Here is a 26,425-nt window from a genome sequence, read left to right as displayed (position 1 = left end):
ACTCTGTTTGGGGACAGAGCCATCCCGTTTCCAGGCCACTTCTAGCCTGCATCGACGGGCATGCAAAAATTCTCGTCTCCCCGCTCATTGAATCACTTCGATACATATCTAAATGTCGAAGCGTTCGCCGATAAACGGCGTCCGGAGAGAGACAATGAGCAAGCTTACTGGCAAGACCGCCGTCGTGACCGGCGCCTCGAAAGGTATCGGCGCCGCGATCGCCAAGGCCCTGGCCGCCGAAGGCGTGGCCGTGGCGGTCAACTACGCCTCCAGCCGCGAGGGCGCCGACAAGGTGGTCGCCGAGATCACCGCCGCTGGCGGCAAGGCCATCGCCGTCAAGGGCGACGTCGCCAGGGCCGCCGACGTCACCGCCCTGTTCGACGCGACCGTGAAGGCCTTCGGCGGCGTCGATATCCTGGTCAACAACGCCGGCGTCTACGAGTTCGCCGCGCTGGAAGACATCAACGAAGAGCACTTCCACCGCCAGTTCAACATCAACGTCCTGGGCCTGCTGCTGGCCACCCAGGAAGCGGCCAAGCGCTTTAGCGCCGACGGCGGCAGCGTGATCAACATCAGCTCGGCGGCCACCACGGTCGATATCCCGACCGCCTCGGTCTACACCGGCACCAAGGCCGCCGTGGACTCGATCACCCGCGTGCTGGCCAAGGAGCTGGGTTCGCGCAAGATCCGCGTCAACGCCATCTCGCCCGGCGCGGTCGAGACCGAGGGCACCCACACCATGGGCATCATCGGCAGCGAGCTGGAGACCCAGATGGTCGCCCAGACCCCGCTGGGCCGCATGGGTCAACCGTCGGACATCGCGCCGGTGGCGACCTTCCTGGCCTCGCCCGACAGCTTCTGGATCACCGGCGAGATCATCGCCGTGGCCGGCGGCAACCGCTAAGCCATATGGTAGTGCCGCGCCAGGCGCTGCAGGGCGAGTTTCAGGACCGTCTTGCCCGCCCGGCGCGGCAGCTTCAGCGATTGCTCGGCCTGTTCCAGGGCCGAGCCCATCAGGCAGACCCGCTCCAGGATCTCGCGCAGGCCCGGCCCCACGGCCGCCAGCGCCTTGGCGATCCGCTCGCGGGCGGCGTGGTCGCGTTCGGCGGGCGCGAGACCGGGGCGACCGCCGGAGACGCGGGGCGTCAGGTCCCAGCGCATGGTCGTGCGCCCTTGCGTCCCCAGGCTCTCGAACTCCTCACGCAGGCGCTCGCCGGCGGCGGCCTCGACCGGCGACAGCCAGGGCCGCCCCGCCCCGTCGCGGCGGCGCGCCAGCCAGGCGATCGGCGACTCCCCGAGATTGCGGCGCGCCTTGCCTTCGACGGTTTCGACCACCGCCTCGATCACGCCAGGACGGCCGGGCGGAAGCACGACAGGCTCGGGCCGCGTGGTCATCACCCAGCCGCCTTGTGGCCGGACTTTCAGGGTCGCCTCACGCGCCAAGACCTGGAAGGCGGCCTCGTCCAGCACCAGCATCACGCTGCGCCGGCGGCTGGCGCCCAGGCGCACGCCATAACCCACGCCTTGCGCCTCGATCACCGCGCCGGGACGGGCCAGCAATCGCATGGCGCGCTCGGCCAGGCGGCGGGCCTCCAGCTCCGCCTCGAAGATCGCGTCGACGCTCATCACGGCATCCCCTGGGCATGGGCCGGAGCCTGGCGCAGGCAGGCCTCCAGCTCGGCCAGGCGGCGATCGAAGGCGGCGTCCTCGCGCAGGTCCTCGATCTTGCGGCAGGCGTGGCCGCAGGTCGTCCGGTCGCGGCCAAACGCGAAGGCCACGCGCGCCAGCGGCCAGTGGAAGGTGATGTGGGTCAGGTAGATGGCCAGCTGCCGCGCGCGGACGGCGGCGTGCGAGGCCCGCTTGGGCGTCGAGATCTCGGCCGCCGGCACGCCGGTAGCCAGGGAAACGAGATGGGTGACGAAGCCGACCGTCAGGCGGTCGCGACGGGGGTCGGGCGTGATCGCCCAGATGTCCTCAAGGGCTTGAACCAGCATGGCGTCCTCTCCTCCCAGCCGCGAGCGCGGCGGACGGATACGACTATAGGTTTATTTTCCCATAGAGAGGAAGATATTCCTATTGCACTCAAGCTTCACGGGACCAAGGTGTTGATTTTATTGAATGCGGACTCGCCAATTCCCGTCGCGGGACGAGCATTCGCGTCGCTAAGGCTCGCAACCGGGATGCGTTCGAGAATCGCCCACATCGCGTCCAGCCAGGCCTTGTCGCGAGCGCCGACCGCGCGCAGGTCGCGGCACATCTGGATCGACGCCTCGCGACCTGCGAGAGGGCCGAGGGCCAGGATGTCGGGCGGGCAAGCATCGCGCACCGCCTGGACGATCTCCGCCGCGGGCTCAGGGCCCTCGGCCAGCCAGCGCTCCGACTGAACAAAGCCACCACCGGCCAGCAGGCGCATCATGTGGTTGGGCCGCGCCTCCAGCCTGATCTGGCCCGATGGGTTCACCGCCAGGAACGGGAACAGCGGCGCCAGGAAGGGCAACGCCGTATTGGCGTAAAGGCGCACGTTCCAATAGGGCTCGGCGATGCGGACGAAGTCCTCGACGGTCTGCACCAGGGTCAGGCCAGACGCCGCCAGCGGCAGGATCTCGACCTTCGGCTTATTGGGATCGACGGAGTCGTTGGCGACGTCGACATAGAGGTCGCCCAGCACCATCGCGTTCTGGAAATAGCGCTCGCGCAGAATGCCCCAGACCTGCCGCCCTTCCCCACCGCCCAGCAGGAACGACCTTATCGCCTGCTCGCCCGCGGACCGGGGCGCCTGCTGCATCCGCAGACGCAGCCGCGTCATCACATCCAGGGTGATCTCCAGGCAGTAGCCGTACGGATAAGGCTTGCCGTAGAGCGGCGCGTCAGTCGCCAGCGCCGCATCCGTTTCCATCCGGAGCTCCAGCAGCAGGGCTTCGAGCGCCGAGGTCGCGGGCGTCAGGAAGCGCGCGGCCAGATCCGCCTGGAGCGGGCTCGGCTCAAGCGCGTCTGGCAATGCGATCATCAGGACGCTCGGGCGACGTTCAGCGCCACGTCGTGCGGCAGGATCGCGCCCCGATGCGAGACCACCAGCGCCGCCAGGGCATGGGCTCGCGCGACGGCCTCCGGAATGGAAAGGCCCGCCAGTCGCGAGGACAGATAGGCGGCGTTGAAGCTGTCCCCTGCTCCCGTGGTGTCCACGGCCTTCACGCGACCGGGCGCCGGCGTGGCCGTGCGGCCGTCGGGGCGATGGACGTTGACGCAATGGCTCTCATCGCGAGCCACCACCTCGGCGCCCGCCGCGGCCCATTCGACCGCCAGGTCCTCGGCCTCGCGGTCGTAGAGCGGACGGCTGTCCTCGCTGCTCAGCGAGACGTAGCGGCACGAGGGCACGACGCCGTCCAAGGCTTCGCGCGCGGCCTCGGCGCTGCTCCACAGGGCGGGCCGATAATTGAAGTCCAAGGCCACCGCCACGCCGCGCGAATGGACATAGGCCAACAGGTCCTTCAGGCGCGCCCGGCCGATGTCGCCGATCACCGCCAGGGTCACGCCCGAGAGGTAGACCAGGTCGCTGGCCTTGGCCGCCTCGATCAGCTGGTCGGCGGTGTGGGCCGAGAACAGGTCGCGGATCGGCGCCCGCTCGCGCCAGTAGTGGAACTTGCGCTCGCCGTGCTCGTCCAGGACGATGGCGTACAGGCCCGGCAGGCGGTTCTCGACCTGGCGGACCAGGCGGGTGTCCATGGCCTCGCGGCGCATCGTCGACAGCACGCCCTCGCTGAAAGGATCCCCCTGCCCTAGCGCCGTGCAGTAGGCGACCTCGTCGCCCAGGCGGGCCATGTAGATCGCCGTGTTAAAGGTGTCGCCGGCATAACCCATCCGGTACAGCGGCGCGCCGCCATCGGATGCCTCAGGCGACAGCTCGACCATGCATTCGCCGAGGACGGTGATCTTGGCCATGTCAGCCCTTCTTCTTGTTGTTCTGCCCAGACTTGGCTTGATCGTTGATCCAGGCGTCGACGCGGGTCTCCAGCACCGACAGCGGCAAGGAGCCGTGCAGGAGCACCGCATCGTGGAAGCCGCGTTCGTCGAAGCGGTCGCCCAGCTTCTTCTCGGCCTTCTGGCGCAGCTCCAAGAGCTTCAGCTCGCCGATCTTGTAGGCCAGGGCCTGCCCCGGCCAGGAGACATACCGCTTCAGCTCGACCTCGATGTTGACCGGCGACAGGGCGGTGTTGTCGGTGAAGCAGGCGCGGGCCTGGTCCAGGGTCCAGCCCTTCCAGTGCATGCCGGTGTCGGCCACCAGGCGGCAGGCGCGCCACATCTCGTAGGACAGCCGGCCGAACAGCTCATAGGGATCGCGATAGATCCCCATCTCCTCGCCCAGCCACTCCGAATAGAGCCCCCAGCCCTCGCCATAGGCGGTGAAGTAGAGGTTGCGACGGAACTCCGGCACGCCGACCTGCTCCTGGGCCAGCGAGGTCTGGATGTGGTGACCGGGCGCGCCCTCGTGCAGCACCAGGGCCGGCAGTTCGTACAGCGGCCGCTGGTCCAGCTCGGAGGTGTTGATCATCAGCCCGCCGGCCCGGCCGACCTTGGGATCGCCGCCGAAATAGCGGCCGGTGGTGTAGCCCTTCTCGATGCTGGCCGGCACCGGCCGCACGCCATAGGTCAGGCGCGGCAGGACGCCGAAATGGGCCGGCAGCTGGTCGTCGGCCCGCTTGGCGATCTCGCTGGACTTCTCCAGCAGCTGCTGGCGGCTGGTCGCATAGAAACGCGGGTCCTTGCGCAGCATGGCGATGAAGGCGGTCAGGTCGCCCTGGAAGCCGGCGGCCTGCATGGCCTGCTGCATGCGAGCGCGGATGCGGGCCACCTCGGCCTGGCCGATGTCGTGGATCTGGTCCGGCGTCAGGTCGGTGGTCGTGTGCCGGCGGGCCAGGAAGGCGTAGTAGCGCTTGCCGTCCGGCAGGTCCGAGGCAGCCAGGCTTTTGGCGGCGTGCGGGACGTACTCGTCGGTCATGAACTGGACGAAGCTGGCGCGAGCCGGTGCGACCTTGTCGGTGACCGCCTTTTCGCCCTCGGCGATCAGGGCGGCGCGCTCGGGGATGCTGTCGGGCAGCGCCCGCAGCGGGGCCAGCAGGGGATCCTCGGCCAGGGGCGTGGTGGCCGCGCGCTGGGCGCGCTCCAGCACCGCCTGAGCGGTCGGGACGGCCTGGACGAAGCCGCTGGCGACGCCGCGCCGAGCATTGTCGATATTGGTCGCGTACCAGCCGGGCATGCCGTTCAGCAGCGCGATCCAGCGGCGCGCCTCATCGGCGCCGCGCAGGGTCGTGCCACTGGCGCGATACAGCATCATCACGTCGAAGCCGCCGTCGCTGCTGAACGGCATGCGCGCCTCGTCGAAGCCCGCCGCCTCGATCCGGTCGCGCAGGCTGAACAGCAGCAGGTCACGCGTCAGGCGCTCGTCCTCGACCAAGCCCTTGTCGCCCATGGCCTTCAGGTCGCCCTGGATCTGCTTGAGCTTGGCGGTGCGATCGGCGTCGGCGGCCGGCGAGACGTCGGGCAGCTTCCAGCGCGCATCGGCCGAACCGCCGGAATCGGGGTCCTCGCCGGGATCGCCCAGGGCCTCGTAGCGGATGACCAGCTTGGTCAGGTTGACGGATGCAGGTCCGGCCCAGGCGGCCGAGACCGTCAGCGCGGCCAGGCAGACGCCAGCCAAGCATGAGGCGATGCGAGTCATGCGGTTCAGCTTAGGCCAAGCGGACGCGCAGGAACACGCGAATCGCCGACCCGATCAGGGCCGTTGCGTTCGTCTAAATGTTCGGAAGATTTCGAGAATGGAGCGGGCGAAGAGATTCGAACTCTCGACCCCAACCTTGGCAAGGTTGTGCTCTACCACTGAGCTACGCCCGCATCGGAGGGGCTCGGAAGAGCGCCCCGCGACGAGGAGGCGGCTTATGGCAGAGGGCTTCGCGCTTGGCAAGCGCCCTTTGAGGGGTTGCGAAGCAGGTTTTTTCGGCGGCTAGATTCCGCCACGTTTTCCGGGGGCGGAGTCTCAAGCGTTGCGTCTGTTTGTGTTCGGTCTGGGTTATGTTGGCGCGGCGTTTTCGCGCGCCTTAAGAGCCCGCGGTTGGGAAATCGCCGCCACGGCGCGGGACGAGGATCAGGCCGACCGGCTGCGCGCCCAGGGAATCACGCCCGCCGATCCGGACGACCGCGACGCCATGGCCATCGCCCTCACGGGGGTAAACGCCATCCTGGTCACCGCCCCGCCCGGCCCCGACGGCTGCCCCGCTCTCGAGGCGATCATCCCCGCCCTCGCCCAGGCTCAGGCCTTCCCCGACTGGATCGGCTATCTGTCGACCACGGGCGTCTATGGCGACTTCGAAGGCCGCTGGGTGTTCGAGACTTCCCCCCTCAAGGCGCAATCGGTCGAGGGCGCCCGCCGCGTGGGAGCCGAGCGCGACTGGCGTCAGGTCGGACGCGGCATGGGGCTGACGGTCACCACCTTCCGCCTGCCCGGCATCTACGGCCCCGGCCGCAGCGCCCTGGACCGCCTGCGGGCCGGCGAGGGCCGCCGCATCGTCAAGCCGGGCCAGGTGTTCAGCCGCATCCATTTGGACGACATCGTCACGGGCCTCCTGGCCTCGCTGGAGCGCCCCCGCGCCGGCGGGATCTACAATCTGGTCGACGACGCCCCGGCTCCGCCCCAGGACGTCATGGAACACGCCGCCCACCTGCTGGGCGTCCCGGTCCCGCCAGACCTGCCCTTCAACGAACTGGGCATGTCGCCAGCCACCCGGCGGTTCTACGCCGAGAACAAGCGTGTCTCGAACGCCCGCGCCAAGGCTGAGCTGGGCTGGCGGCCGGCCTATGCGACGTACCGCGAGGGGCTGGCGGGGATTCTGAAGGCGGGCGGCTAAATCCTACTCGTCGTCGATCGCCGGCGCCCTCGGCGTGATCCCCACCGCGTCCAGCCCCGCCGCATTGCGCAGTCGCGCGGCCCGCGCCAGGCGACGGCTGACGAGGTCGCCCTCCTCCGGTTCGGCTAGGCCCTTGGCTTCCGCGACCGCCGCGACCAGGCGCTCCAAGTCCTGCGGACGCGAAAGCCGGTGGTCGCCGTCCTTGATCAGGCTGAAGACGACATTGTCGGACTTCAGGGCGTTGGCCAGTTCTAGCGCGTGGGTCCACGGCACGTCTGGATCATCGCCGCCTTGCAGCACGCGCACCGGGACGTCGATCGGCACCGGCCCTGGCAGGATCGACCACCGCGCCCCGTCTTCCAGCAGCTCGCGCGTGATAGCGTAGCCGCCGTCGTCATAGTCCGACGGCCGGATCCAGAAGCCGTCCTTGGCGATGGCCGCCTTGGCCTCGGGCGAGAGGTCCGGCTCCATCAGCTTCTCGGTGAAGTCTGGCGCCGGCGCGATCAGCACCATGGCCTTGACGCGGTCGGGCCGGGCGATCGCCGCCAGGCACGACAGCCAGCCGCCCATGGACGAGCCAACCAGCACCAGCGGCCCGGTCGTGAGTTCGTCGATCACCGCCAGGGCGTCCTCACGCCAGCGGCTGATGGTTCCGTCCTTGAACTGACCATCCGACTCGCCGTGGCCGAAATAATCGAAGCGGATGTAACTGCCGCCCGTCGCCTTGGCCTGCTCGGCCAGCACCTCGGCCTTGGTCCCCGTCATGTCCGAATGGAAACCACCCAGCCACACGACCGTTGGTCCCTCGCCCTCCACGCGACGAAAGGCGATCTTCGAGCCGTCTTTGCTCGCGAGAGCACCTTGGGATTCGGTCATGGCGTCGCCTCGATCCTTTCGCTAACTAAAATCCGCTCGTTTTCGCCGAGAGTCGCGTGCCCGACCTACCCGCCGATTTCACCTTGCTGCAAGTCACGCCGGAGCTTGAAACCGGTGGGGCGGAGCAAACGACGATTGATGTCGCCCATGCGGTAGTAGCGCAAGGCGGCAAGGCCTTGGTCGCGACCAAGGGCGGGCGCATGGCCGCGCGCCTGGAGGCCGACGGCGGTCGCCTGGCCCAGATGCCGGCCCAGTCCAAGAACCCGCTGGTGATGCTGGGCAACGCCGCCCGCCTGATCGACCTGATCCGGCGCGAGAAGGTGTCGCTGGTCCACGCCCGCTCGCGCGCCCCGGCCTTCAGCGCCCTGTGGGCTGCGCATGCGACCAAGGTCCCGTTCGTGGCCACCTATCACGGGGTCTATAACGCCAAGTCGGACCTGAAGCGCTGGTACAACGCGGTTATGACCAAGGGTGACCTGGTCATCGCCAATTCCGAATACACCCGCCAGCACGTGATCCGAGAACACGGCATCGCGCCGGAGAAGGTCGTGGCCATCCCGCGCGGCGTCGACCTCTCGCGCTTCGAGCCCGGCATCGTACCGGCCACGCGGATCGAGGCCCTGCGCAAGGCCTGGGGCGTCGCGCCCGACGAGCGCCGGCTGAAAGTGCTGCTAGCCGGCCGCCTGACCCGCTGGAAGGGCCAGGGCCTGATGATCGAGGCCATGAAGATCCTCAAGGATCGCGGCGAGAACCGCATCCTGCTGCTGCTGGCCGGTGACGACCAGGGTCGCAAGGGCTATCGCGCCGAGCTGGAAGCGGCCATCGCCGCCGCCGGCCTGGAGGACGCGGTCAAGCTGGTCGGCCACTGCGACGACATGCCGGCCGCCTATCTGCTGTGCGACCTGGCCATCGCCCCGTCGCTGGAGCCGGAAGCCTTCGGCCGCACCGCCGTCGAGCCGCAGGTGATGGGCCGCCCCGTGCTGGCCTCCGATCACGGCGCTACGCGCGAGACTGTCGCGCCGGCTGAGACCGGCTGGCTAGTGCCCCCGGGCGACGCCCAGGCCTGGGCCGACGCCCTGTTGCACGCCTGCGAAGTCGGGGCCGCCGGCCGCCAGACCATGGGCCTGGCCGCAAGAACACGTGCGCGGCGGTTGTATTCAGTGGACGCTATGTGCGAAGCGACCCTCAAGGTCTATGCCCATATCCTCGGGGCACGCGTATTGGGTTTGGAGCGTTCGGCTTGAGCAAGGAGATCAAGAAGGTCCTGGTGATCAAGCTGGGCGCTTTGGGCGACTTCGTCCTGGCGCTCGCCGCGATGAAGAAGATCCGCGAGGCGCATCCCAAGGCCAAGATCACCTTGCTGACCACCGCCCCCTTCGAGGGCCTGGCCAAGCTCAGCCCCTATTTCAACACCGTCGAGACCGACGGCCGCCCCGGCGACGTGGGCGAGACGCTGGCCATGATCGGCCGCATCCGCAAGGCGCGCTACGACCGGGTCTACGACCTGCAGACCAACAGCCGCACCAACTGGTACTTCCAGCTGCTGCGCCCCTTCCCGCCGCAATGGAACGGCATCGCCGTCGGCGCCCAGCTGCCGCAGAAGGGCAAGGCCCGCCTGCGCATGCACACCCTGGAGCGCCAGGCCGACCAGTTGCGCGCCGCCGGGATCTGGCCCGACGCCCCGATCGAGCCGGGCAGCGCCCCGCCGCCGGACCTGTCGTGGATCCTGCGCAAGCACAAGGAACCGCGCCCCGTCGCCGGCGCCGCCACGCCCAAGCCCTACGTCCTGTTCGTGCCCGGCGGCTCGGCCCACCGGCCCGAGAAGCGCTGGCCCGTCGAGTACTACGCCCAGCTGGGCTCGCTGCTGAAGGCGCGAGGCCTGGACATCGTGATCATCGGCGGCCCGCAGGAAAGCGCCATGGCCCGCCACATCCAGAAGGCCGTCGGCGGCGCCCGCGACCTGACCGGCCGCACCGACTTCGCCCAGTTGGCGGTTCTGGGCGCCAAGGCGGCCCTGGCCGTCGGCAACGACACTGGCCCGACGCACCTGCTGGCCGCCGCCGGCGCGCCGACCATCGTGCTGTTCTCGGACGCCTCGGACCCCGACCTGTGCGGCCCGCGCGGCCACGTGGCGGTGATCCGCTCGCCGGACCTGCAGGCCCTGCCCGTCAGCACGGTGGCCAGCGCGGCAATGGCGCTGCTGCCGCACTAGGCAGCGCGGGGTTTAGTACCCCGCGTACCGACCCGGCTTGTGGTTGGCGATGATCACCGCGCTGAGCGCCACGGCGCTGGCGATGGACAGCAAAAGCTTGTCGAAGCTGATCGTGAAGAAGGCCGCGGCGATGACCAGGCAGTCGGCGGTCATCTGCACCTTGCCGGCGCTGACGCCGCGCCGTTCCTGCAGCCATAGGGCCAGCACGCCCGTGCCGCCGACGCTGGAGCGGTGACGCGCCAAGGCCAGAATGCCCATGCCGATGATGGTGCCGCCGAACACGGCCGAGAAGATCGGGTCCACCCGTTCGACCCTCAGCCAGTACGGCATGCCAAAGGCCAGGCCCGCCAGCAGCAGGTTGGTCGCCAGGGTCTTGAAGGTGAAGGTCCAGCCCAGGGTCCGCTGGGCCAGGACGTAGAACGGCAGGTTCAGCAGGAAGAACACCGTGCCGACCTGCCAATTGGTCAGATACGAGATGATCAGCGCCACCCCGGCCACCCCGCCGGTGACCAGGCCCGCGGCCTTCAGCAGGGTCAGGCCCACGGCGATGAAACTGGAGCCGATCAGGAGGGCGTGGACGTCCTCCAGGGCGGTATGGCGATGCTGAGTCATGAAGGTCGGAACAAGCGTCTTGGTCAGGAGAAAACTCGTCCCTGTCCCGCCGTTTCCGCCCTATTGGCCGCTAGACCAGAAAAAACTGGACCTGCGCGGCGTCTCTTTGTCCGCCGTCGCTTGATAGAGCGCGGCCGGCGCGTCATATATCACTTTCTCGCGGCGCGCCCAGCGCGGCGCGCACGCGTTCAACTCTACCTTCATCAACTGCCCCGGAGCCGCCCCTATTCGCCGTCCTATGCAAACGCCGCCCGTTAAAGACGGACCGCGTATCAACGAAGACATCCGCGTCCCGCGCGTCCTGCTGATCGACCAACACGGCGAAAAGCAAGGCGAGATGCCGACCGCGTCCGCTATGGAAGCGGCCGAGGAAGCCGGCCTGGACCTGGTGGAAATCGTTCCGAACGCCAATCCGCCCGTCTGCAAGATCCTGGACTATGGCAAGTTCAAGTTCCAGGAGCAGAAGAAGAAGAACGAGGCGCGCAAGCGGCAGAAGGTCGTCGAGCTCAAGGAAATCAAGCTCCGCCCGAACATCGACATCCACGACTATGAAGTGAAGGCGAAAGCCATGACTCGCTTCTTCGAGGAAGGCGACAAGGTCAAGGTGACCCTGCGCTTCCGCGGTCGTGAAATGGCGCACCCGGAACTGGGCATGAAGCTGCTGCTCAAGGTCAAGGCCGACTTCGACGAAGTCGCCAAGGTCGAATACGAGCCGCGCATGGAAGGCCGTCAGATGATCATGATCCTGGCTCCGCGCTAAGATCGATCACTGGGTAGACACAACAAACGCCCCGGCCCTGCGCCGGGGCGTTTTGTTTTGCGCCCTTTCGTTTTCGGGCGCCTCGACACAATAGCACCCTCTGGTAGAGTTTCGCCGAGTTGGGGGAGCTACCACGTGTTCAAGTCCATCCTGGCCGCCGGGGCGGCCTGCTGCATCCTGCTGTCGGCCTCGGCCCAGGCCGCCGACGCGCCGGCCGCCAAGCCGAACCTGGCCATCTACGGCCAGCTGCCCAACATCGAAGAGGTCGAGATCTCGCCCGACGGCAGCAAGCTGGCGGTGATCCTGACCAATGGCGAGCAGCGCTACCTGATGATCCGCCAGGTCGGCGGCGGCGTGCTGGCCGGCATCAACGCCGGCCCGACCAAGCTGCGCGGCGTCACCTGGGCCGGCGAGGACCACCTGCTGCTGATCACGTCCCAGACCGCCGACGTCATGGGCCTGTCGGGTCCGGCGCGCGAGTACTACATGGCCTCCAGCTTCAACTGGAAGACCAAGAAACAGACGCTCCTGCTGCGCAGCCAGGAGGCGGCCATGAACGTCATCATCGGCGCGCCGATGGTGCGCTCGATCGACAATGAACCGGTGGTGTTCCTGGAAGGCGTCCACTTCATCGCCAACCAGGGCGTGGACATGCTGTACCGGGTGAACCTGCGCAGCAACACGACCCGGATGATGGACTACGGCGTGCGCCTCGATACCGACGGCTGGCTGGTCGACGTCAAGGGCGATCCGGTCGCCACCACGCTCTACGACACCAAGCGCGGCCACTGGTCGCTGCGGATGAAGCTGGAAGGCGGCTGGAGAACCGTCGACGAGGCCGACACCCCGATGGGCTCGTACGGCATCGCGGGCTTTGGCCGCGACGGCAAGTCGGTGCTGGTCTGGCGCACCGACGACAAGAACAAGTCGTTCCTGCGTGAATATACGGGCGACAAGCATGCCGACCTGCCCAACGACCTGGAGCTCAGCGGCCTGATCCGTGATCCGGCGACCCTGGCCCTGCTGGGCGGGGTCACGCTGAAGGGCGACGACCTGACCTACACCTTCTTCGACGAGGGCAGCCAGAAGGCCTGGAACGCGGTGATCAAGGCGTTCAAGGGCGACCGGGTGCACCTGTCCTCGTGGTCCAACGACCGCAAGCGCGTCGTGGTGCTGGTCGACTCTCCCGAGAACGGCCAAGCCTACGCCCTGGTCGACCTCACCACCAAGCAGGCCTCGTGGCTGGGCGACGTCTATCAAGGCGTCACGCCCGAGACGGTCTCTCCCGTTCGTTCGATCAAGTACAAGGCCGCCGACGGCCTGGAGATCACCGGCTACCTGACCCTGCCCAAGGGTCGTGATCCGAAGAACCTGCCGCTGATCGTGCTGCCGCACGGCGGTCCGGAAGGCCGCGACGAACCGGGCTTCGACTGGTGGAGCCAAGCCATGGCCTCGCGCGGCTACGCCGTGCTGCAGCCCAACTTCCGCGGTTCGGAGGGCTTCGGCTGGGACTTCGTCAAGGCCGGCTTTGGCGAGTGGGGCAAGAAGATGCAGACCGATCTGTCGGACGGCGTCCGCGACCTGGCCAAGCAGGGGATCGTCGATCCCAAGCGCGTCTGCATCGTCGGCGCCAGCTATGGCGGCTACGCGGCCCTGGCCGGCGCGACCTTGGATCGCGGCGTCTATCGCTGCGCCGTCTCGGTGGCCGGCCCGTCGGACCTGAAGAAGATGATGCTGACCACCCGCGCCGAAGCCAATGGCGGCGCCTCGGCCTCGCAGCGCTACTGGCTGCGCTTTCTGGGCGCGGACGGCATCAAGGATCCCGACCTGGCGACCATCTCGCCGGCCAAGCTGGCCGACAAGGTCGAGGCCCCGATCCTGCTGATCCACGGCAAGGACGACACCGTCGTGCGCTACGACCAGAGCCAGGCCATGGCCGACGCCCTGAAGAAGGCCGGTAAGCCCGTCAACTTCATCACCCTGGACGGCGAGGACCACTGGCTGTCGCGCGGCGCCACGCGGCTGAAGATGCTGAGCGAAACCGTCGCCTTCGTCGAAAAGCACAACCCGCCGGACTGACAAGCCCAAGGTTCAGGCGTAAACCGCGCGTCCTGATGTCTGAACAGTCTCACAGCGCCCGCGCCCTGGTCGTCCTGCTCCTGGTGGTCTTCATCAACCTGGTGGGCTTTGGCGTGGTCATTCCGCTGCTGCCGTTCTACGCCAAGTCGATGAATGCCGCCCCGTGGCAGGTGACGACCATGTTCGCCGCCTACAGCCTGGGCCAGTTCTTCGGCGAGCCGTTCTGGGGCCGGCTGTCGGACCGGATCGGCCGGCGACCAGTGCTGATCGTCACCATCATCGCCAACACCCTGGCCTATATCGCCCTGGCCTTCGCCCCGAACATCTGGATCGCCATGGCCGTGCGCCTGGTCGGCGGCTTTGGCAGCGGCAACATCTCGACGATCCAGGGCTACATGGCCGACGTCACCCCGCCCGAAAAGCGCGCCGGGCGCATGGGCCTCTTGGGCGCGGCGTTCGGGGCCGGCTTCGTGATCGGCCCGGCGCTGGTGATGGTCATCCATCCCGGCGCGGGCCACCTGGGCTACCAGCTGCCGCTGTTCCTGGCCGCCGCCATGGCGGGCACGGCGGCCCTGGGCGTGGTATTGTTCGTCGCCGAAAGCCGCGCGCCGTCCGCGCCAGGCGCGGTGCAGCCCAACCGCCGCGAAGCCCTGGCCGCGGCGGCCGCCCATCCGATTCTGTCGCGCGTGCTGCTGGTCACCCTGATCTCGACCGGCGCCTTCGCGGGGATGGAGGCGGTGTTTGGCCTCTATGCCGATGTCCGGTTCAGCTGGGGCCCCAGCCAGGTGGCCGCCTGTTTCGCGATCATCGGCGTCATCGCCTCGCTGGGCCAGGGCCTGCTGACCGGACGTCTGGCCCGCCGGTTCGGTGAAGGCCGCGTGCTGACCACGGGCCTGTCGATCATCGCCCTGACCCTGTTGATCACACCGTTCATCCCCAGCCCGCCCGTGGCCGTTGTGGCCGTGGCCTGCACCGCCTTTGGCCAGTCCCTGGTCTTCCCGTGCGTGGCGGCTCTGATCTCGCGCGCCAGCCCGCCGGACCGCCAGGGGCAGATGCTGGGCCTGAACATGGCCGCGGGCTCGTTGGCCCGGATCGGCGGCCCGCTGCTGGCCGGCCCGCTGTTTGGCCTCAACATCGGCGGCCCCTACTGGTTTGGCGCGGCCCTGATGGTCCCGGCCATCGGATTCGCCCTCGTGATCGTCCAACGCACCAAGGCCGCGGCCTAAGTGCTTGCCAGGACCGTGTCTTTCCTGTAGCAACGCCGCCTTTCCGGAACCGCCTGGCCACTAGGCATGCCATGGCGGTTCGTCTTGCTATCCCAGAGGACGGGGCGAAAGCTCCGACGCGAAATGCCGAAGTTGAAGACCAAATCGGGCGCTAAGAAGCGCTTCAAGATCACGGCCACGGGTAAGCTGAAAGCCGGCGTCGCCGGCAAGCGCCACCGTCTGATCGGCCACAACGGCAAGTACATCCGCCAAAACCGCGGAACGAAGGTGATGAGCGAGGCTGACGCCAAGACCATCCGTTCGTACCTGCCCTACGGCCTTTAAGAGGAGCGCTGACACATGGCTCGCGTTAAACGTGGCGTCGTTGCTCACGCCAAGCACAAGAAGGTTCTTGAACAGGCGAAAGGCTTCTACGGCCGCCGCAAGAACACCATCCGCACCGCCAAGGCCGCCGTCGATAAGGCTGGTCAATACGCGTACCGTGACCGCAAGGTGCGCAAGCGCGCCTTCCGTTCGCTGTGGATCCAACGCATCAACGCCGGTGCTCGCCTCGAAGGCTTCACCTACTCGCAGTTTATCCACGGCCTGGACGTGGCGGGTGTGGTGATCGACCGTAAGGTCCTCGCCGACATCGCGGGCAACGACCCGGCTGCGTTCAAGGCTATTGCTGACAAGGTCCGCACCGCCCTGGCCGCCTAAGGTCTTTTTCGGGTCCGTCCCGATTGCGATCTAGAAAAGCCCTCCGGTGCGAACCGGAGGGCTTTTTGCTGCGCGTTTCCTTGGCGCGGCGGGACGCTTACCGGTTCCAACCGTTCCCAAAACCGCCTAGACGGATGCCCGTCATGACCGATCTCAACACTCTCGAATCCGACGTCCTGGCCCAGGTGGCCGGCGCTGCGGACCTCCAAGCGCTCGACGCCGTCCGCGTGGCCGCCGTCGGCAAGACCGGCTCGATCTCGGGCCTGCTCAAGACCCTGGGCGCGATGAGCCCCGAGGAGCGCAAAGACCGCGGCGCGGCCATCAACGCGCTCCGCGACAAGGTCACCACCGCCATCGCCGAGAAGAAGGCCGGCCTGGAGGCCGCCGAGCTCGACGCGCGCCTGGCCAGCGAGACGCTGGACCTGTCCCTGCCCGCTCCGCACCGTCGCAAGGGCAGCGTTCACCCGACCATGCAGACCATGGACGAGATGATCGCCATCTTCGCCGAGATGGGCTTTGCCGTCGCCGAAGGTCCGGACATCGAGGACGACTTCCACAACTTCACGGCCCTGAACTTCCCCGAGAAGCATCCGGCCCGCGAAATGCACGACACCTTCTTCTTCAACACGAAGGAGAGCGGCGAACGCATGCTGTTGCGCACGCACACCAGCCCCGTGCAGGTGCGGACCATGGTCAGCCAGAAGCCGCCGATCCGTATCATCGCGCCGGGCCGCACCTATCGCGTGGACAACGACGCCACCCACACCCCGGTGTTCCACCAGGTCGAGGGCTTGGTGATCGACAAGGGCATCCACATGGGCCACCTGAAGTGGACCCTGGAAACCTTCCTGGCCCGGTTCTTCGAGACCGACGCGGTCACCACCCAGTTCCGCCCGCACCACTTCCCGTTCACCGAGCCGTCGGCCGAGATGGACGTGCAGTGCGACCGCTCGGGCGGCGAGATCAAGATCGGCCAAGGCACCTCGTGGCTCGAGATCCTGGGCTGCGGCATGGTTCACCCGAACGTGCTGCGCGCCTGCGGCATCGATCCCGACGAGTACCAGGGCTTCGCCTTCGGCATGGGCGTCGATCGCCTGGGCATGCTGAAATACGGCATGCCGGACCTGCGCGACATGTGGTCGTCGGACGTCCGCTGGCTGTCGCACTACGGCTTCAGCGCCTTCGCCGCGCCGAACGCCGCCTCGGGCCTGAGCTGAGACCAGAACGATGAAATTCACCCTCTCCTGGCTCAAGGATCACCTTGAGACCACCGCCACCGTCCCCGAGATCGTCGCGGCCATGACCATGGCCGGGCTCGAGGTCGAGCACGTCATCGATCCGGCGACCAAACTGGCCCCGTTCACGGTCTGCAAGATCGTCGAGGCCGCCCGCCACCCCAATGCCGACCGTCTCCAGGTCTGCCAGGTCGACACCGTCGACGGCCGCAAGGAGATCGTCTGCGGCGCGCCGAACGCCCGTCCGGGCCTGACCACCATCTACGCCCCGATCGGCGCCTATGTGCCCGGCCTGGACGTGACCCTGGTCGAGAAGCCCGTGCGCGGCGTCGTCTCGAACGGCATGCTCTGCTCGGCCGCCGAGCTGGAATACGCCACCGAGAGCGACGGCATCATGGAGCTGCCCGACGCCCTGCCGGTCGGGACCTCGGCCGTGGACGCCCTGGGCCTGGAAGCCGTCATCGACTTCGAAGTGACCCCCAACCGTCCCGACTGGCTGGGCGTCGTGGGCATCGCCCGCGACCTGGCCGCCGCCGGCGTGGGCAAGCTGAAGGACGTCTCGATCGCGGCGATCCCGGGCACGTTCCAGAGCCCGATCACCGTCACGGTCGATGGTGAAGCCTGCCCGGCCTTCGCCGGTCGCTACATCCGCGGCGTCAAGAACGGTCCCTCGCCCAAGTGGCTGGCCGACCGCCTGACCGCCATCGGCCTGCGCCCGATCAACGCCCTGGTCGACGTCACCAACCTGATCACCTACGACCGCGCCCGCCCGCTGCACGTCTATGACGCCGCCAAGCTGTCGGGGACGGTGATCTCGACGCGTCTGGGCCGCCACGGCCTGAACGGCGACGAGCACCTGATCGCGCTGGACGGCAAGACCTACGAGCTGACCCCGGAAATGTCGGTGATCGCCGACGCGTCGGGTGAACGCCCGATCGGCCTGGGCGGCGTGATGGGCGGCGAGAGCACCGGCTGCTCGGACGAGACCACCGATGTCTTCGTCGAAAGCGCCTGGTTCGACCCGATCCGCACGGCCCAGACCGGCCGCGCCACCGGCATCGCCAGCGACGCCCAGTACCGCTTCGCCCGCACGGTCGACACCGGCTCGCTGGTCCCCGGCATCGAGCTGGCCACCAAGCTGATCCTGGAACTGTGCGGCGGCGAACCGTCGGAGGTCTTCTTCGTCGGCGAGGTCCTGCCCGCGCCGAAGCCGATCCTGTTCGACCCGGCCTATGTCGGCCAGCTGTCGGGCCTGGAGATCGAGCCGCAGAAGTCGCTGAAGATCCTGACGGACCTGGGCTTCAAGCTGGACGCCCCCAAGGACGTCTCACCGACCGAGTTCGCGACCCATGCCGAGGCCGCCGTCTGCGTGACCCCGCCGACTTTCCGCCGCGACGTGGAAGGCAAGGCCGACCTGGTGGAAGAAGTCGCCCGCATCGCCGGCTACGGCGCTCTGCCCTCGACGCCACTGCCGGAAGTGGCGCGCGCGGTCGGCGGCATCCTGACGGCCAAGCAGGCTCGCGCCCGCACGGCCCGTCGCGCCCTGGCGGCTGCTGGCTACTCGGAAGCGGTGACCTTCAGCTTCACGCATCACAAGACCGCCGCGCTGTTCGGTGGCGGTCAGCCCGAGCTGCTGCTGGCCAATCCGATCGCCTCGGAACTGGACTGCATGCGCCCGTCGCTGCTGCCCAACCTGATCGAGGCGGCCGGCCGCAACGCGCGCCAAGGCTTCCCTGACGCGGCCCTGTTCGAGATCGGCCCGACCTTCCATGGCGAGCGTCCGAACGACCAGCGCACCGTCGTGGCGGCCATCCTGGTCCCCAAGGCCCCGCGCGGCTGGGACAAGGCGGCGCAAGGCGACGTCTTCACGGTCAAGGCCGACCTGCTGGCCCTGCTGGAAGAGCTGGGCGCGCCGGTGGCCTCGCTGCAGACCGCCCAAGGCTCGGCCTCGTCCTGGTGGCATCCGGGTCGCTCGGCGCGCCTGCAACTGGGCCCCAAGGCGGTGATGGCCGAGTTCGGCGAGATCCACCCGGCGGTCCTGAAGGCCCTGGACGTGGCCGGCCCCGTCTACGGCTTCGAGATCACCCTGGAGGCGATCCCCGAGCCGAAGAAGAAGGCGATCAAGACCCGTCCGGCCTTCTCGCCCTCGGCCCTGATGCCGCTGACCCGCGACTTCGCGTTCCTGGTCGAGAAGACCAAGGCCGCGGGTGACCTGGTGAAAGCCGCCGTCGGCGCCGACAAGGCGCTGATCACCGCCGCGCGCGTGTTCGACGTCTACGAAGGCCCCGGCGTGCCGGAGGGCTTCAAGTCGGTCGCGATCGAGGTCGTGGTCCAGCCGCGCGAGGCGACGCTGACGGACGCCGAGATCGGCGCGCTGTCGGCGAAGGTCGTCGCGGCGGCCGAGAAGGCCGGCGGCAAGCTGCGGGGTTAAGAACTAGATCCTCCCCCCGTGGGGGAGGCGGCCGAAGGCCGGAGGGGGAAGAGCGGGCGATCCGGTTTCTTCCCCCTCCGTCGCCTGCGGCGACACCTCCCCCGCTAGGGGGAGGATCTTCGAGCTGCATAGCTTTTAGGCGCCTCGCCCTGCCGCGGACAAAACCCGCCCCTGCCGCGACCTAACGCCCATCGCACAGGCAAGACCTTGCGCAAGTGCAAACGTCACGCTACCTGTATTAGGCGCTAACGGGATTCATCGTTTCCACATGCAATCGACCTTCGCCTTCGCCGCCTTCGTGACCACCGGCCTCGCCGCCGTGGCTGCGATGTCGTGCGCGGTGTCGATGTGGAATATGATTAACACCCAGATTAAAACCGTTCCCATTCGGACGGGGCAAAATCGGCGCAAGCAGCGGTAGGAAACCTACCAAAACCAAAGCCGAAGGATCGCAAGATCTCCAAAAGCCCCGCTCCCACGAGCGGGGTTTTTTGTTGCGCGCTCCCTCGGTCTCCAAGCCTCTCATGCAAGGGACCACTCCAATGAGCTACCTGCCCTCTCCACCAGCCTTCCATAGCGACCAGGAAGGCGTCACCGTCCACCAGCTGCTGCTGGCCGCCCGCGACGCCCCCAGCGCGCTGGAAGCCGTGCGCCAGGGCCTCGCCGACAGCGGCGCGGAACTGTGCGGCCTGACCATGCGTCCGGTGGGCCACATCGTCGAAGCCTCGCTGAAGGTGCGCCACCTGGGCGACCAGGCCGCCCGCCTGCTGGCCCGTGACCTGGCCGCCTGGCCCGGCGTCAATTCGGCTTCGGTCGAACACCAATGGCTCCGCCCGTGAGCGCGCTCGTAGACGTAGCCAAACCGGAAGACGAGAAACGTCGCCTGTTTCTCGTCACCACCGACGACACGCCTGACGCCCTGATGCGGGTGCTAGGCGTGGCCTCGGTCCAGCAGGCCCGCCTGCGCGCCCTGTCCGCCGCTCCCGAGGGTCAGCACATGACCATTAGGCTCGAGATCGACGACCAGGGCGACGCCCGGGCCGAGGTGCTGGCCTCGCGCCTGGCCGCCTGTCCCAGCGTGCGCGGCGTGGGTTTCGGCTGGCGCCAATAACCTTCTGACAGCTGTAACCTTCGCCCGCTTTCGTGCGTATCTCTGTCCGAGTCCGCTTTCTGGAGAGACCTCGATGCGCCGCCTGCTCGCCCTACTCGCCACTCTCTTTGCTCTCACCGGCGTCAGCGCCTCGGCCGCCGCCACGCTGAAGACCGAAAGCGCCGTGTTCGCCGGCGGCTGCTTCTGGTGCATGGAGCACGACATGCAGGGCGTGCCGGGCGTCATCAAGGTCGAGAGCGGCTACACCGGCGGCCACCTGAAGAACCCGACCTATCGCGACGTCACCAGCGAGACCTCGGGCCACTACGAGTCGGTGCGCGTCACCTACGACCCGGCCAAGCTGGACTATGGCTTCCTGCTGTATCGCTACTGGAAGCTGGTCGACCCGACCGACGACGGCGGCCAGTTCTGCGACCGCGGCCCGTCCTATCGCCCGGCCGTCTTCATCACGCCCACCCAGCGCCCGATCGCCGAGAAGTCCCGCGCCGAGGCCGCCAAGCGCCTGAAGACCGGCACGATGAAGACCGAGATCCTGCCGCTGCAGACCTTCTATCCGGCCGAGGCCTATCACCGCGACTACGCCAAGCGGAACAAGCTCAACTACTTCGCCTATCGCACCGGCTGCGGGCGTGACGCGCGGCTGAAGCAGGTCTGGGGCGGCTGAGCCGCCCCGCCTAGAACGGCAGCCAGCGCCGCTGGCGGCTGTAGCCCAGATAGCCGACATTGGCGCCCAGGCGCAGGCCGACGCCGGCGCGGATCGGGGCCAGGGTGATCTCGTCGGCCTTCTGGTAGTTCACGCCCAAGCCGCCCACGAGGTAGGCGGTGCCCTCCACGCCGGGGAAACGGCGGAAGATGGCGTCCGGATACTGCAGGTTATAGCAGAGGGTGAAGTTGCGGCTGGCGTTGCCGCCCCAGTCCCAACCGATGGTCGGGCCCTGCCAGAAGACCTCTAGGGTCGGGCGGCCCTTCATGTACAGCAGGCCCCGGCCGTAACGCAGGCCGGCCACGAAGGCGCCCGAGCCCTCTTCGCCGGCGATGTAGGCGGTGGGCTGGCCCTTGTCCTTGAAGATCCGCTCGATCGCCGAACCGGCGCTCTCGGCCGTCACGCCCAGGAAGTCTGACGTGGCGCGGATCATCTCGTCGGCCGAATAGGTCTGGGCGCGGCCGGTGTCATAGACCGGCTGCGACCCGTTCGAGGCCGGCGCGGGTTGCGGGGCGTTGTACGAGTCCTGCGCCACCGGCTGCGGCGACGAGGACGCGTAGGGATCGGCGGAAGCCGGCCGCGCTGGGCCGATCGGCTGCGGCGGCGGCAGTTGTTCGCTGTAGTTGCTCTGACGGGCCAGCGCATCGGTGGCGGCGGCGCTGAGGCCGGCGGCGGCGCCCGAGAGGATCAGCTTGCGACGGTCCATGGGAGCGCTCCGGATCGATTTCATTGCAACACTGTTGCAAGCCATTGAGACCGGTTTGCGGCTCCAAACTTAACGACCGGTTAAGCATGCGCGACGCGTCGCCGCAGACCTAGCGAGTAACGCCCCTCGCGAAGCGGGCCAAATGTGCTAGACGCACGCGCATGACTTCGACGCCTCTCGACAAGATCCGCAACTTTTCCATCGTGGCCCACATCGACCACGGCAAGTCCACGCTGTCCGACCGCCTGATCCAGGAGACCGGCGGCCTGACCGCGCGCGAGATGAGCGCGCAGGTCCTGGACAACATGGACATCGAGAAAGAGCGCGGCATCACCATCAAGGCGCAGACCGTGCGCCTGAAGTACAAGGCCGACGACGGCGAGGATTACATCCTCAACCTGATGGACACCCCCGGGCACGTCGACTTCGCCTATGAAGTCTCGCGCTCGCTGGCCGCCTGTGAAGGCTCGATCCTGGTCGTCGACGCCTCGCAGGGCGTGGAAGCCCAGACCCTGGCCAACGTCTATTCGGCCATCGACAACAATCACGAGATCGTCCCGGTCCTGAACAAGATCGATCTGCCGGCCGCCGAGCCCGAGCGCGTGCGCGCCCAGATCGAGGAGCTGATCGGCCTGGACGCCAGCGACGCCGTGCTGGCCAGCGCCAAGTCGGGCCTGGGCATCCACGACGTGCTGGAAGCCATCGTCACCCGCCTGCCCGCCCCCAAGGGCGACCGCGATGCGCCGCTGAAGGCCCTGCTGGTCGACGCCTGGTACGACGCCTATCTGGGCGTGGTCGTGCTGGTGCGCATCTTCGACGGCACGCTGAAGGCCGGCCAGCAGGTCCGCATGATGCAGACCGGCGCAACCCACCGCATCGACAAGGTCGGCGTGTTCACGCCCAAGGCCACCGACGTGCAGGAGCTGGGCCCCGGCGAGGTCGGCTTCTTCACCGCCTCGATCAAGGAAGTGGCCGACGCCGCCGTCGGCGACACCATCACCGACGAGAAGAAGCAGACGGCCGAGCCGCTGAAGGGCTTCAAGGACGTCCAGCCGGTGGTGTTCTGCGGCCTGTTCCCGGTCGACGCCGCCGACTTCGAGGATCTGCGCGCCGCCGTCGGCAAGCTGCGCCTGAACGACGGCAGCTTCACCTACGAGATGGAAAGCTCGGCCGCGCTGGGCTTCGGCTTCCGCTGCGGATTCCTGGGCTTGCTGCACCTGGAGATCATCCAGGAGCGCCTCAGCCGCGAGTTCGACCTCGACCTGATCGCGACCGCCCCGTCGGTCGTCTACAAGATCCACATGCGCAACGGCGAGGAGATGGAGCTGCACAACCCGGCCGACCTGCCGGACGTGATGCAGATCGAGAACATCTCCGAGCCCTGGATCAAGGCCACGATCTTCACCCCGGACGAATATCTGGGCGGCGTGATCAAGCTCTGCCAGGACCGTCGCGGCCAGCAGCGCGAGCTCAGCTATGTCGGCAGCCGCGCCATGGTCATCTACGACCTGCCGCTGAACGAAGTGGTGTTCGACTTCTACGATCGCCTGAAGTCGATCTCGAAGGGCTATGCCAGCTTCGACTACCAGCTCGAGGACTATCGCGTCGGCGACCTGGTGAAGATGTCGATCCTGGTCAATGCCGAGCCGGTCGACGCCCTGTCGATGCTGGTCCACCGTGACCGCGCCGAGAGCCGTGGCCGCGGCATGTGCGAGAAGATGAAGGAACTCATCCCGCAGCACATGTTCGTCATCCCCATCCAGGCGGCCATCGGCGGCCGGATCATCGCCCGCGAAACCGTCCGCGCCCTGCGCAAGGACGTGACCGCCAAATGCTACGGCGGCGACGCCTCGCGTAAGCGCAAACTGCTGGACAAGCAGAAGGCCGGCAAGAAGCGCATGCGCCAGTTCGGCAAGGTCGAGATCCCGCAGGAAGCCTTCATCGCGGCGCTGAAGATGGACGAGGATTGATCTTCAGCGCCTAGCGCAGAGACTTTCAGAACGCCCCTGTCGCTCGTCGGCGGGGGCGTTTTTCGTGGCGTCACCGCGCCAGTGAGAACTCCACCGGCGCGTCCAGTTCGATGCGGTCGCCCTTGATCGTGTGCGGCGGGGCCGGGAACGGGTCGGAGCGGGCGACCATGGCCAGGACTTCCTGGTCCAGTAGGGGATGACCCGTCGGCGCGGCCAGCCGGCAGTCCAGCACGTGGCCCGAACGGTCGATGACGAAGACGACGCGGGCGACGCCCTGCTGCTTCCGCATGCGGGCGGCTTTGGGATAGGCCTTGTTGCTTTCCAGCAGGGCGCGGACGCGGGCGATGTAGCTGGTGCTGGAGCCGGCGTGCGCCTGGACGCTGTCGGCCTTGTCCGAGCCGGCGGGCGGCTTGGCGACGGTGGCGGTCATGGCCTTGGCGGCGGCCGGGGTCGCGGCGGGCGCGGCCGAGGCCGAGCGGGCGTCGGTGTCCGTCGTCGCGGTCGTGGGCGGGGCCGGCTTGGCGGGCGGCGCGGCGACCGTCCAAGCGTCTGGCGCTGGCGGGGTGACCCGAACCTTTTCCGGCGGCGCGACCGGCGACGGGGCGGGCTGCGCTTCCTCCGGCGCCGGCGTGGCGTCGGGCGAGGTCGCGTTGTCGGGGTCGGCCAGAGACGGATCGCCCAGCGAGATCAGCATCGCCGTCTCGTCCTGGGCGACCGTCGCCAGGGTGGGCGCCATATGCATGACGCCCAGAGCCAGGGCGCCGTTGATCGCCAACGACGCCCCGGTGGCCCAGGCGCGAATGTGCCAGGGCGCGCGCATGCTAGAAGGTGCGCGCCAGGGTCAGCTTGAAGGTCCGGCCCTCGGCGTCCAGCGACATCAGGTGACGCCGGAAGTCGCGGTCGAACAGGTTGTCGACGCCGACCTGCACGTTCAGCCCCTGCAGCGTGCCAGCCTGCGGACGCCAGGTCAGGAACAGGCTGTGCACGTCATAGCCCGGCGTGCGCAGCGAGGCGGTCGAGACCTCGTCCTGGTCGTCGACGATCTCGCCGCGCCAGCCCACCGTCAGGTTCTGCTCGGGGAAGACGTAGCCCAGGGTCAGGTTCAGGGTGTTGGCCGGGATGGTGTTCAGCGGCAGGCCGGTCTTACGGTCCTCGCCGTCGATGATCGACAGGGCCGCGCGCGCGAAGACCCGCTTGGCGCCATACTCGGCCTCGACCTCGACACCCTTGTAGCGGGCCTCGCCGATATTGATGAAGTAGGCCGAGGTCGTCGTGCCGCGTGCGATCAGGTTGTCGACATTGTTCTGGAAGAACGTGGTCTTGATCCGCGTCTGGTCGCCGCGCGTGAAGGTGTTGCGCAGCTGCAGCGTGCCGCCGACCTCGTAGTTGTCCGACTTCTCGGGCTTGAGGTTCAGGCTGTAGTTGGTCGAGGTCGCGGCCGTGCGGCTGTAGATCTCGTCCAGCACCGGCATGCGCACGGTGTGGGCGATCGAGCCGAACACCGAGAAGGCCTCGGTCAGGGCGTACATGGCCGCGATCTTGGGCGAGACGGCGCTGTCGTTGACCTTCTGGGTCGTGGTCACGCCCAGGCCGGGAGCCAGGCGGGTCCAGTCGATGCGCGCGCCGGGGATCAGGGTCAGCTTGCCGACCACGAGCTCGCCCTGGGCGAACAGGCCGTACTTCTCCATGTCACCTTCGGGGTGGGTGGCCGCGCCGTGGTTCGTGCCGGTGGCCGTGCGACGCGGGTTGCGGCGCTCCTGCTTGCTGGCCTGGGCGCCGACCGTGAAGAAGGCCACGCCGTCCTCGCCCAGCTTGAACTCCGAGACATTCTCGGCCCGGCCCTGCCAGGTCTTGTACGAGAACTGCGACTCCAGCACGCCCGGCAGGAAGGTCGTCTCGATCTGATGGACCTTGGTGTTGGCGTACGAGACCTGGGCCTTGAAATCGAGCAGGTCGTTGCCGGCGAAATCGTTCTCGTAGCCAACCACGGCGGTCTCGTCGGTGGTCTTGCGGCGCACCGGCGTCGTGCCAAAGGCCTGGGCCTGGTCGTAGATCTGGACGCTGTCGTTCTTCCAGTTCTGGTACGACGCCCAGAGGTTATGCTTCTTGTTCCCGCCGATGTAGTAGCGGGTCTTCAGCAGGTAGCTGTCGGACTCGGCCTTGGAGGTCGGCACGATCTGGCCCGAGCCGTTCTTGTACTCGTCGCTGCGGCGCAGGGTGTACATGGCCAGGACGTCCAGGTTCGCGGTCGGCTTGGCGGCGATCACGCCCGAGCCGAAATAGGCGTCCGAATTGCTCTCCCCGCCCCCGCGCAGGCGCACGGCGAAGCGGTCGTCGCCGGTCAGGAAGTCCGAGGCGTCCTTGCTGGTGAAGTTGACCACACCCGCCAGCGCGCCGGCGCCGTACAGGGTCGATGAGGCCGGGCCGCGCAGCACCTCGACGCGCTTGTAGAGCTCGGGATCGCTGAAGAACGAGCCCATGCGGTACTGCTCGAAGAACTTCGTGGTGCCGTCGATCTGCATCAGGATGCGGCTGTCGCTGTCGGCCAGGCCCGTGCCCATGCCGCGGATGTTGAAGCCCTGGCCCAGCGCGCCGACGCCGCCCATGGTCGAGACGCCCGGAATGGCGGTCAGCAGGTCGCCGATGGTCGAGGCCTGGGCCTGGTCGATGTCGTCCTGGTCCAGGGTGGTCACGGCCTGGGGCGTATCGATCGCCACCTTTTCCTGACCGGCCGAGACCACGACCTTGCCCAGCGACAGCTGGCTGGCGGTGGCGGTCGGCGCCTCTTGCGGCGCGTCGGCCGGCTTGGCTTGAGCGTGGGCGGCGCCGACGAAAACGATCTGGGCGACGCCGGCCAACAGCAGGCCTCGCGTCCAATGGATGGTGTGCATCGATAATAATCCCCG

26 protein-coding genes and 1 tRNA gene are annotated in these 26,425 nt (G+C 67.9%); 16 read left to right on the top strand and 11 right to left on the bottom strand.

Going from position 1 to position 26,425, the window contains the following annotated elements; translation table 11 throughout:
- Positions 1-154: 154 nt before the first annotated feature.
- The gene (locus tag AC07NF_RS15900) at positions 155-904 is read left to right on the top strand and encodes a glucose 1-dehydrogenase (protein ID WP_494629002.1); all 750 of its coding nucleotides are present in this window, start codon (positions 155-157) and stop codon (positions 902-904) included.
- Here AC07NF_RS15900 and gafZ read toward each other — a convergent pair.
- From gafZ to AC07NF_RS15870, 6 genes are all read right to left on the bottom strand, one after another.
- Positions 901-1,626 carry a gene transfer agent activator GafZ gene (gene gafZ / locus AC07NF_RS15895; RefSeq protein ID WP_494629003.1) on the bottom strand — a complete coding sequence of 242 codons (726 nt, stop codon included), beginning with the start codon at positions 1,624-1,626 and terminating at the stop codon, positions 901-903. The two genes, AC07NF_RS15900 and gafZ, sit on opposite strands and share 4 nt — an antisense overlap.
- Positions 1,626-1,994: a gene transfer agent production transcriptional regulator GafY/HdaB gene (gafY, locus tag AC07NF_RS15890; protein ID WP_291873758.1), complete on the bottom strand. Its 369-nt coding sequence runs from the start codon at positions 1,992-1,994 to the stop codon at positions 1,626-1,628. The genes gafZ and gafY overlap by 1 nt, the downstream gene beginning before the upstream one ends.
- A gap of 95 nt (positions 1,995-2,089) precedes the next feature.
- Positions 2,090-3,007 (bottom strand): hypothetical protein, encoded by a 918-nt coding sequence (locus tag AC07NF_RS15885; RefSeq protein WP_494629004.1) that lies wholly within the window; start codon positions 3,005-3,007, stop codon positions 2,090-2,092.
- Positions 3,007-3,939: a sugar kinase gene (locus AC07NF_RS15880; protein WP_494629005.1), complete on the bottom strand. Its 933-nt coding sequence runs from the start codon at positions 3,937-3,939 to the stop codon at positions 3,007-3,009. Before AC07NF_RS15880 ends, AC07NF_RS15885 begins: the two co-directional genes overlap by 1 nt.
- Before the next feature lies 1 nt (position 3,940).
- Positions 3,941-5,716: a DUF885 domain-containing protein gene (locus AC07NF_RS15875; protein ID WP_494629006.1), complete on the bottom strand. Its 1,776-nt coding sequence runs from the start codon at positions 5,714-5,716 to the stop codon at positions 3,941-3,943.
- A gap of 98 nt (positions 5,717-5,814) precedes the next feature.
- Positions 5,815-5,889 (bottom strand) — tRNA-Gly (locus AC07NF_RS15870).
- 149 nt (positions 5,890-6,038) lie between these two features.
- Between AC07NF_RS15870 and AC07NF_RS15865 the strand changes: the two genes are divergently transcribed.
- Positions 6,039-6,899: an SDR family oxidoreductase gene (locus AC07NF_RS15865; RefSeq protein ID WP_494629007.1), complete on the top strand. Its 861-nt coding sequence runs from the start codon at positions 6,039-6,041 to the stop codon at positions 6,897-6,899.
- A gap of 3 nt (positions 6,900-6,902) precedes the next feature.
- Here AC07NF_RS15865 and AC07NF_RS15860 read toward each other — a convergent pair whose 3' ends face one another.
- The gene (locus tag AC07NF_RS15860; protein ID WP_494629008.1) at positions 6,903-7,775 is read right to left on the bottom strand and encodes an alpha/beta fold hydrolase; all 873 of its coding nucleotides are present in this window, start codon (positions 7,773-7,775) and stop codon (positions 6,903-6,905) included.
- 56 nt (positions 7,776-7,831) lie between these two features.
- Between AC07NF_RS15860 and AC07NF_RS15855 the strand changes: the two genes are divergently transcribed.
- Complete coding sequence (locus AC07NF_RS15855) at positions 7,832-9,019, top strand: glycosyltransferase family 4 protein (RefSeq protein ID WP_494629009.1); 1,188 nt, start codon at positions 7,832-7,834, stop codon at positions 9,017-9,019.
- Positions 9,016-9,987 carry a glycosyltransferase family 9 protein gene (locus AC07NF_RS15850; protein ID WP_494629010.1) on the top strand — a complete coding sequence of 324 codons (972 nt, stop codon included), beginning with the start codon at positions 9,016-9,018 and terminating at the stop codon, positions 9,985-9,987. The genes AC07NF_RS15855 and AC07NF_RS15850 overlap by 4 nt, the downstream gene beginning before the upstream one ends.
- A gap of 12 nt (positions 9,988-9,999) precedes the next feature.
- Here AC07NF_RS15850 and AC07NF_RS15845 read toward each other — a convergent pair whose 3' ends face one another.
- The gene (locus AC07NF_RS15845; RefSeq protein WP_494629013.1) at positions 10,000-10,599 is read right to left on the bottom strand and encodes a YitT family protein; all 600 of its coding nucleotides are present in this window, start codon (positions 10,597-10,599) and stop codon (positions 10,000-10,002) included.
- A 238-nt stretch (positions 10,600-10,837) separates the two neighbouring features.
- Here AC07NF_RS15845 and infC point away from each other — a divergent pair, with 238 nt between their 5' ends.
- The 11 genes from infC to msrA all read left to right on the top strand — a co-directional run bounded on the left by infC (position 10,838) and on the right by msrA (position 20,804).
- The gene (infC, locus tag AC07NF_RS15840) at positions 10,838-11,359 is read left to right on the top strand and encodes a translation initiation factor IF-3 (RefSeq protein WP_172263415.1); all 522 of its coding nucleotides are present in this window, start codon (positions 10,838-10,840) and stop codon (positions 11,357-11,359) included.
- A 135-nt stretch (positions 11,360-11,494) separates the two neighbouring features.
- Positions 11,495-13,438, top strand: coding sequence for an alpha/beta hydrolase family protein (locus AC07NF_RS15835; protein ID WP_492812735.1), 1,944 nt, complete (start codon positions 11,495-11,497; stop codon positions 13,436-13,438).
- Between the two features lie 35 nt (positions 13,439-13,473).
- A complete protein-coding gene (locus AC07NF_RS15830; protein WP_492812737.1) occupies positions 13,474-14,664 on the top strand; it encodes an MFS transporter in 1,191 nt (396 codons plus the stop codon).
- A gap of 123 nt (positions 14,665-14,787) precedes the next feature.
- A complete protein-coding gene (gene rpmI / locus AC07NF_RS15825) occupies positions 14,788-14,988 on the top strand; it encodes a 50S ribosomal protein L35 (RefSeq protein ID WP_018061454.1) in 201 nt (66 codons plus the stop codon).
- A gap of 15 nt (positions 14,989-15,003) precedes the next feature.
- On the top strand, positions 15,004-15,363 hold the full coding sequence (gene rplT, locus AC07NF_RS15820) for a 50S ribosomal protein L20 (protein WP_492812739.1): 360 nt from the start codon (positions 15,004-15,006) through the stop codon (positions 15,361-15,363).
- Positions 15,364-15,506: 143 nt separating this feature from the next.
- Positions 15,507-16,580, top strand: a complete 1,074-nt coding sequence (gene pheS, locus AC07NF_RS15815) for a phenylalanine--tRNA ligase subunit alpha (RefSeq protein WP_494629019.1) — start codon at positions 15,507-15,509, stop codon at positions 16,578-16,580.
- 10 nt (positions 16,581-16,590) lie between these two features.
- On the top strand, positions 16,591-19,029 hold the full coding sequence (gene pheT, locus AC07NF_RS15810; RefSeq protein ID WP_494629021.1) for a phenylalanine--tRNA ligase subunit beta: 2,439 nt from the start codon (positions 16,591-16,593) through the stop codon (positions 19,027-19,029).
- Positions 19,030-19,297: 268 nt separating this feature from the next.
- The gene (locus AC07NF_RS15805) at positions 19,298-19,450 is read left to right on the top strand and encodes a hypothetical protein (protein ID WP_492812744.1); all 153 of its coding nucleotides are present in this window, start codon (positions 19,298-19,300) and stop codon (positions 19,448-19,450) included.
- Positions 19,451-19,571: 121 nt separating this feature from the next.
- Complete coding sequence (locus tag AC07NF_RS15800; protein WP_494629023.1) at positions 19,572-19,868, top strand: hypothetical protein; 297 nt, start codon at positions 19,572-19,574, stop codon at positions 19,866-19,868.
- The gene (locus tag AC07NF_RS15795; RefSeq protein ID WP_494629025.1) at positions 19,853-20,140 is read left to right on the top strand and encodes a hypothetical protein; all 288 of its coding nucleotides are present in this window, start codon (positions 19,853-19,855) and stop codon (positions 20,138-20,140) included. Before AC07NF_RS15800 ends, AC07NF_RS15795 begins: the two co-directional genes overlap by 16 nt.
- Before the next feature lie 73 nt (positions 20,141-20,213).
- Positions 20,214-20,804 (top strand): peptide-methionine (S)-S-oxide reductase MsrA, encoded by a 591-nt coding sequence (msrA, locus tag AC07NF_RS15790; RefSeq protein ID WP_494629028.1) that lies wholly within the window; start codon positions 20,214-20,216, stop codon positions 20,802-20,804.
- Positions 20,805-20,814: 10 nt separating this feature from the next.
- Here the strand turns inward: msrA and AC07NF_RS15785 are convergent, their stop codons facing one another.
- Entirely contained in the window at positions 20,815-21,549 is a 735-nt protein-coding gene (locus tag AC07NF_RS15785; RefSeq protein ID WP_492812750.1) for a DUF1134 domain-containing protein, read from the bottom strand.
- Positions 21,550-21,710: 161 nt separating this feature from the next.
- On the opposite strand from AC07NF_RS15785, the gene lepA reads away from it, so the two are divergent.
- Positions 21,711-23,519: a translation elongation factor 4 gene (lepA, locus tag AC07NF_RS15780; RefSeq protein WP_492812752.1), complete on the top strand. Its 1,809-nt coding sequence runs from the start codon at positions 21,711-21,713 to the stop codon at positions 23,517-23,519.
- 70 nt (positions 23,520-23,589) lie between these two features.
- Here lepA and AC07NF_RS15775 read toward each other — a convergent pair whose 3' ends face one another.
- Positions 23,590-24,339: an energy transducer TonB gene (locus AC07NF_RS15775; RefSeq protein WP_494629031.1), complete on the bottom strand. Its 750-nt coding sequence runs from the start codon at positions 24,337-24,339 to the stop codon at positions 23,590-23,592.
- Between the two features lies 1 nt (position 24,340).
- On the bottom strand, positions 24,341-26,410 hold the full coding sequence (locus tag AC07NF_RS15770) for a TonB-dependent receptor domain-containing protein (protein ID WP_494629033.1): 2,070 nt from the start codon (positions 26,408-26,410) through the stop codon (positions 24,341-24,343).
- Positions 26,411-26,425 lie beyond the last annotated feature (15 nt).

The sequence above is a fragment of the Caulobacter sp. GW821-FHT10A06 genome (assembly GCF_059415805.1).
The sequence above is the reverse complement of the archived record's forward strand: the minus strand, read 5'-3'. Positions and strand labels throughout refer to the sequence as shown.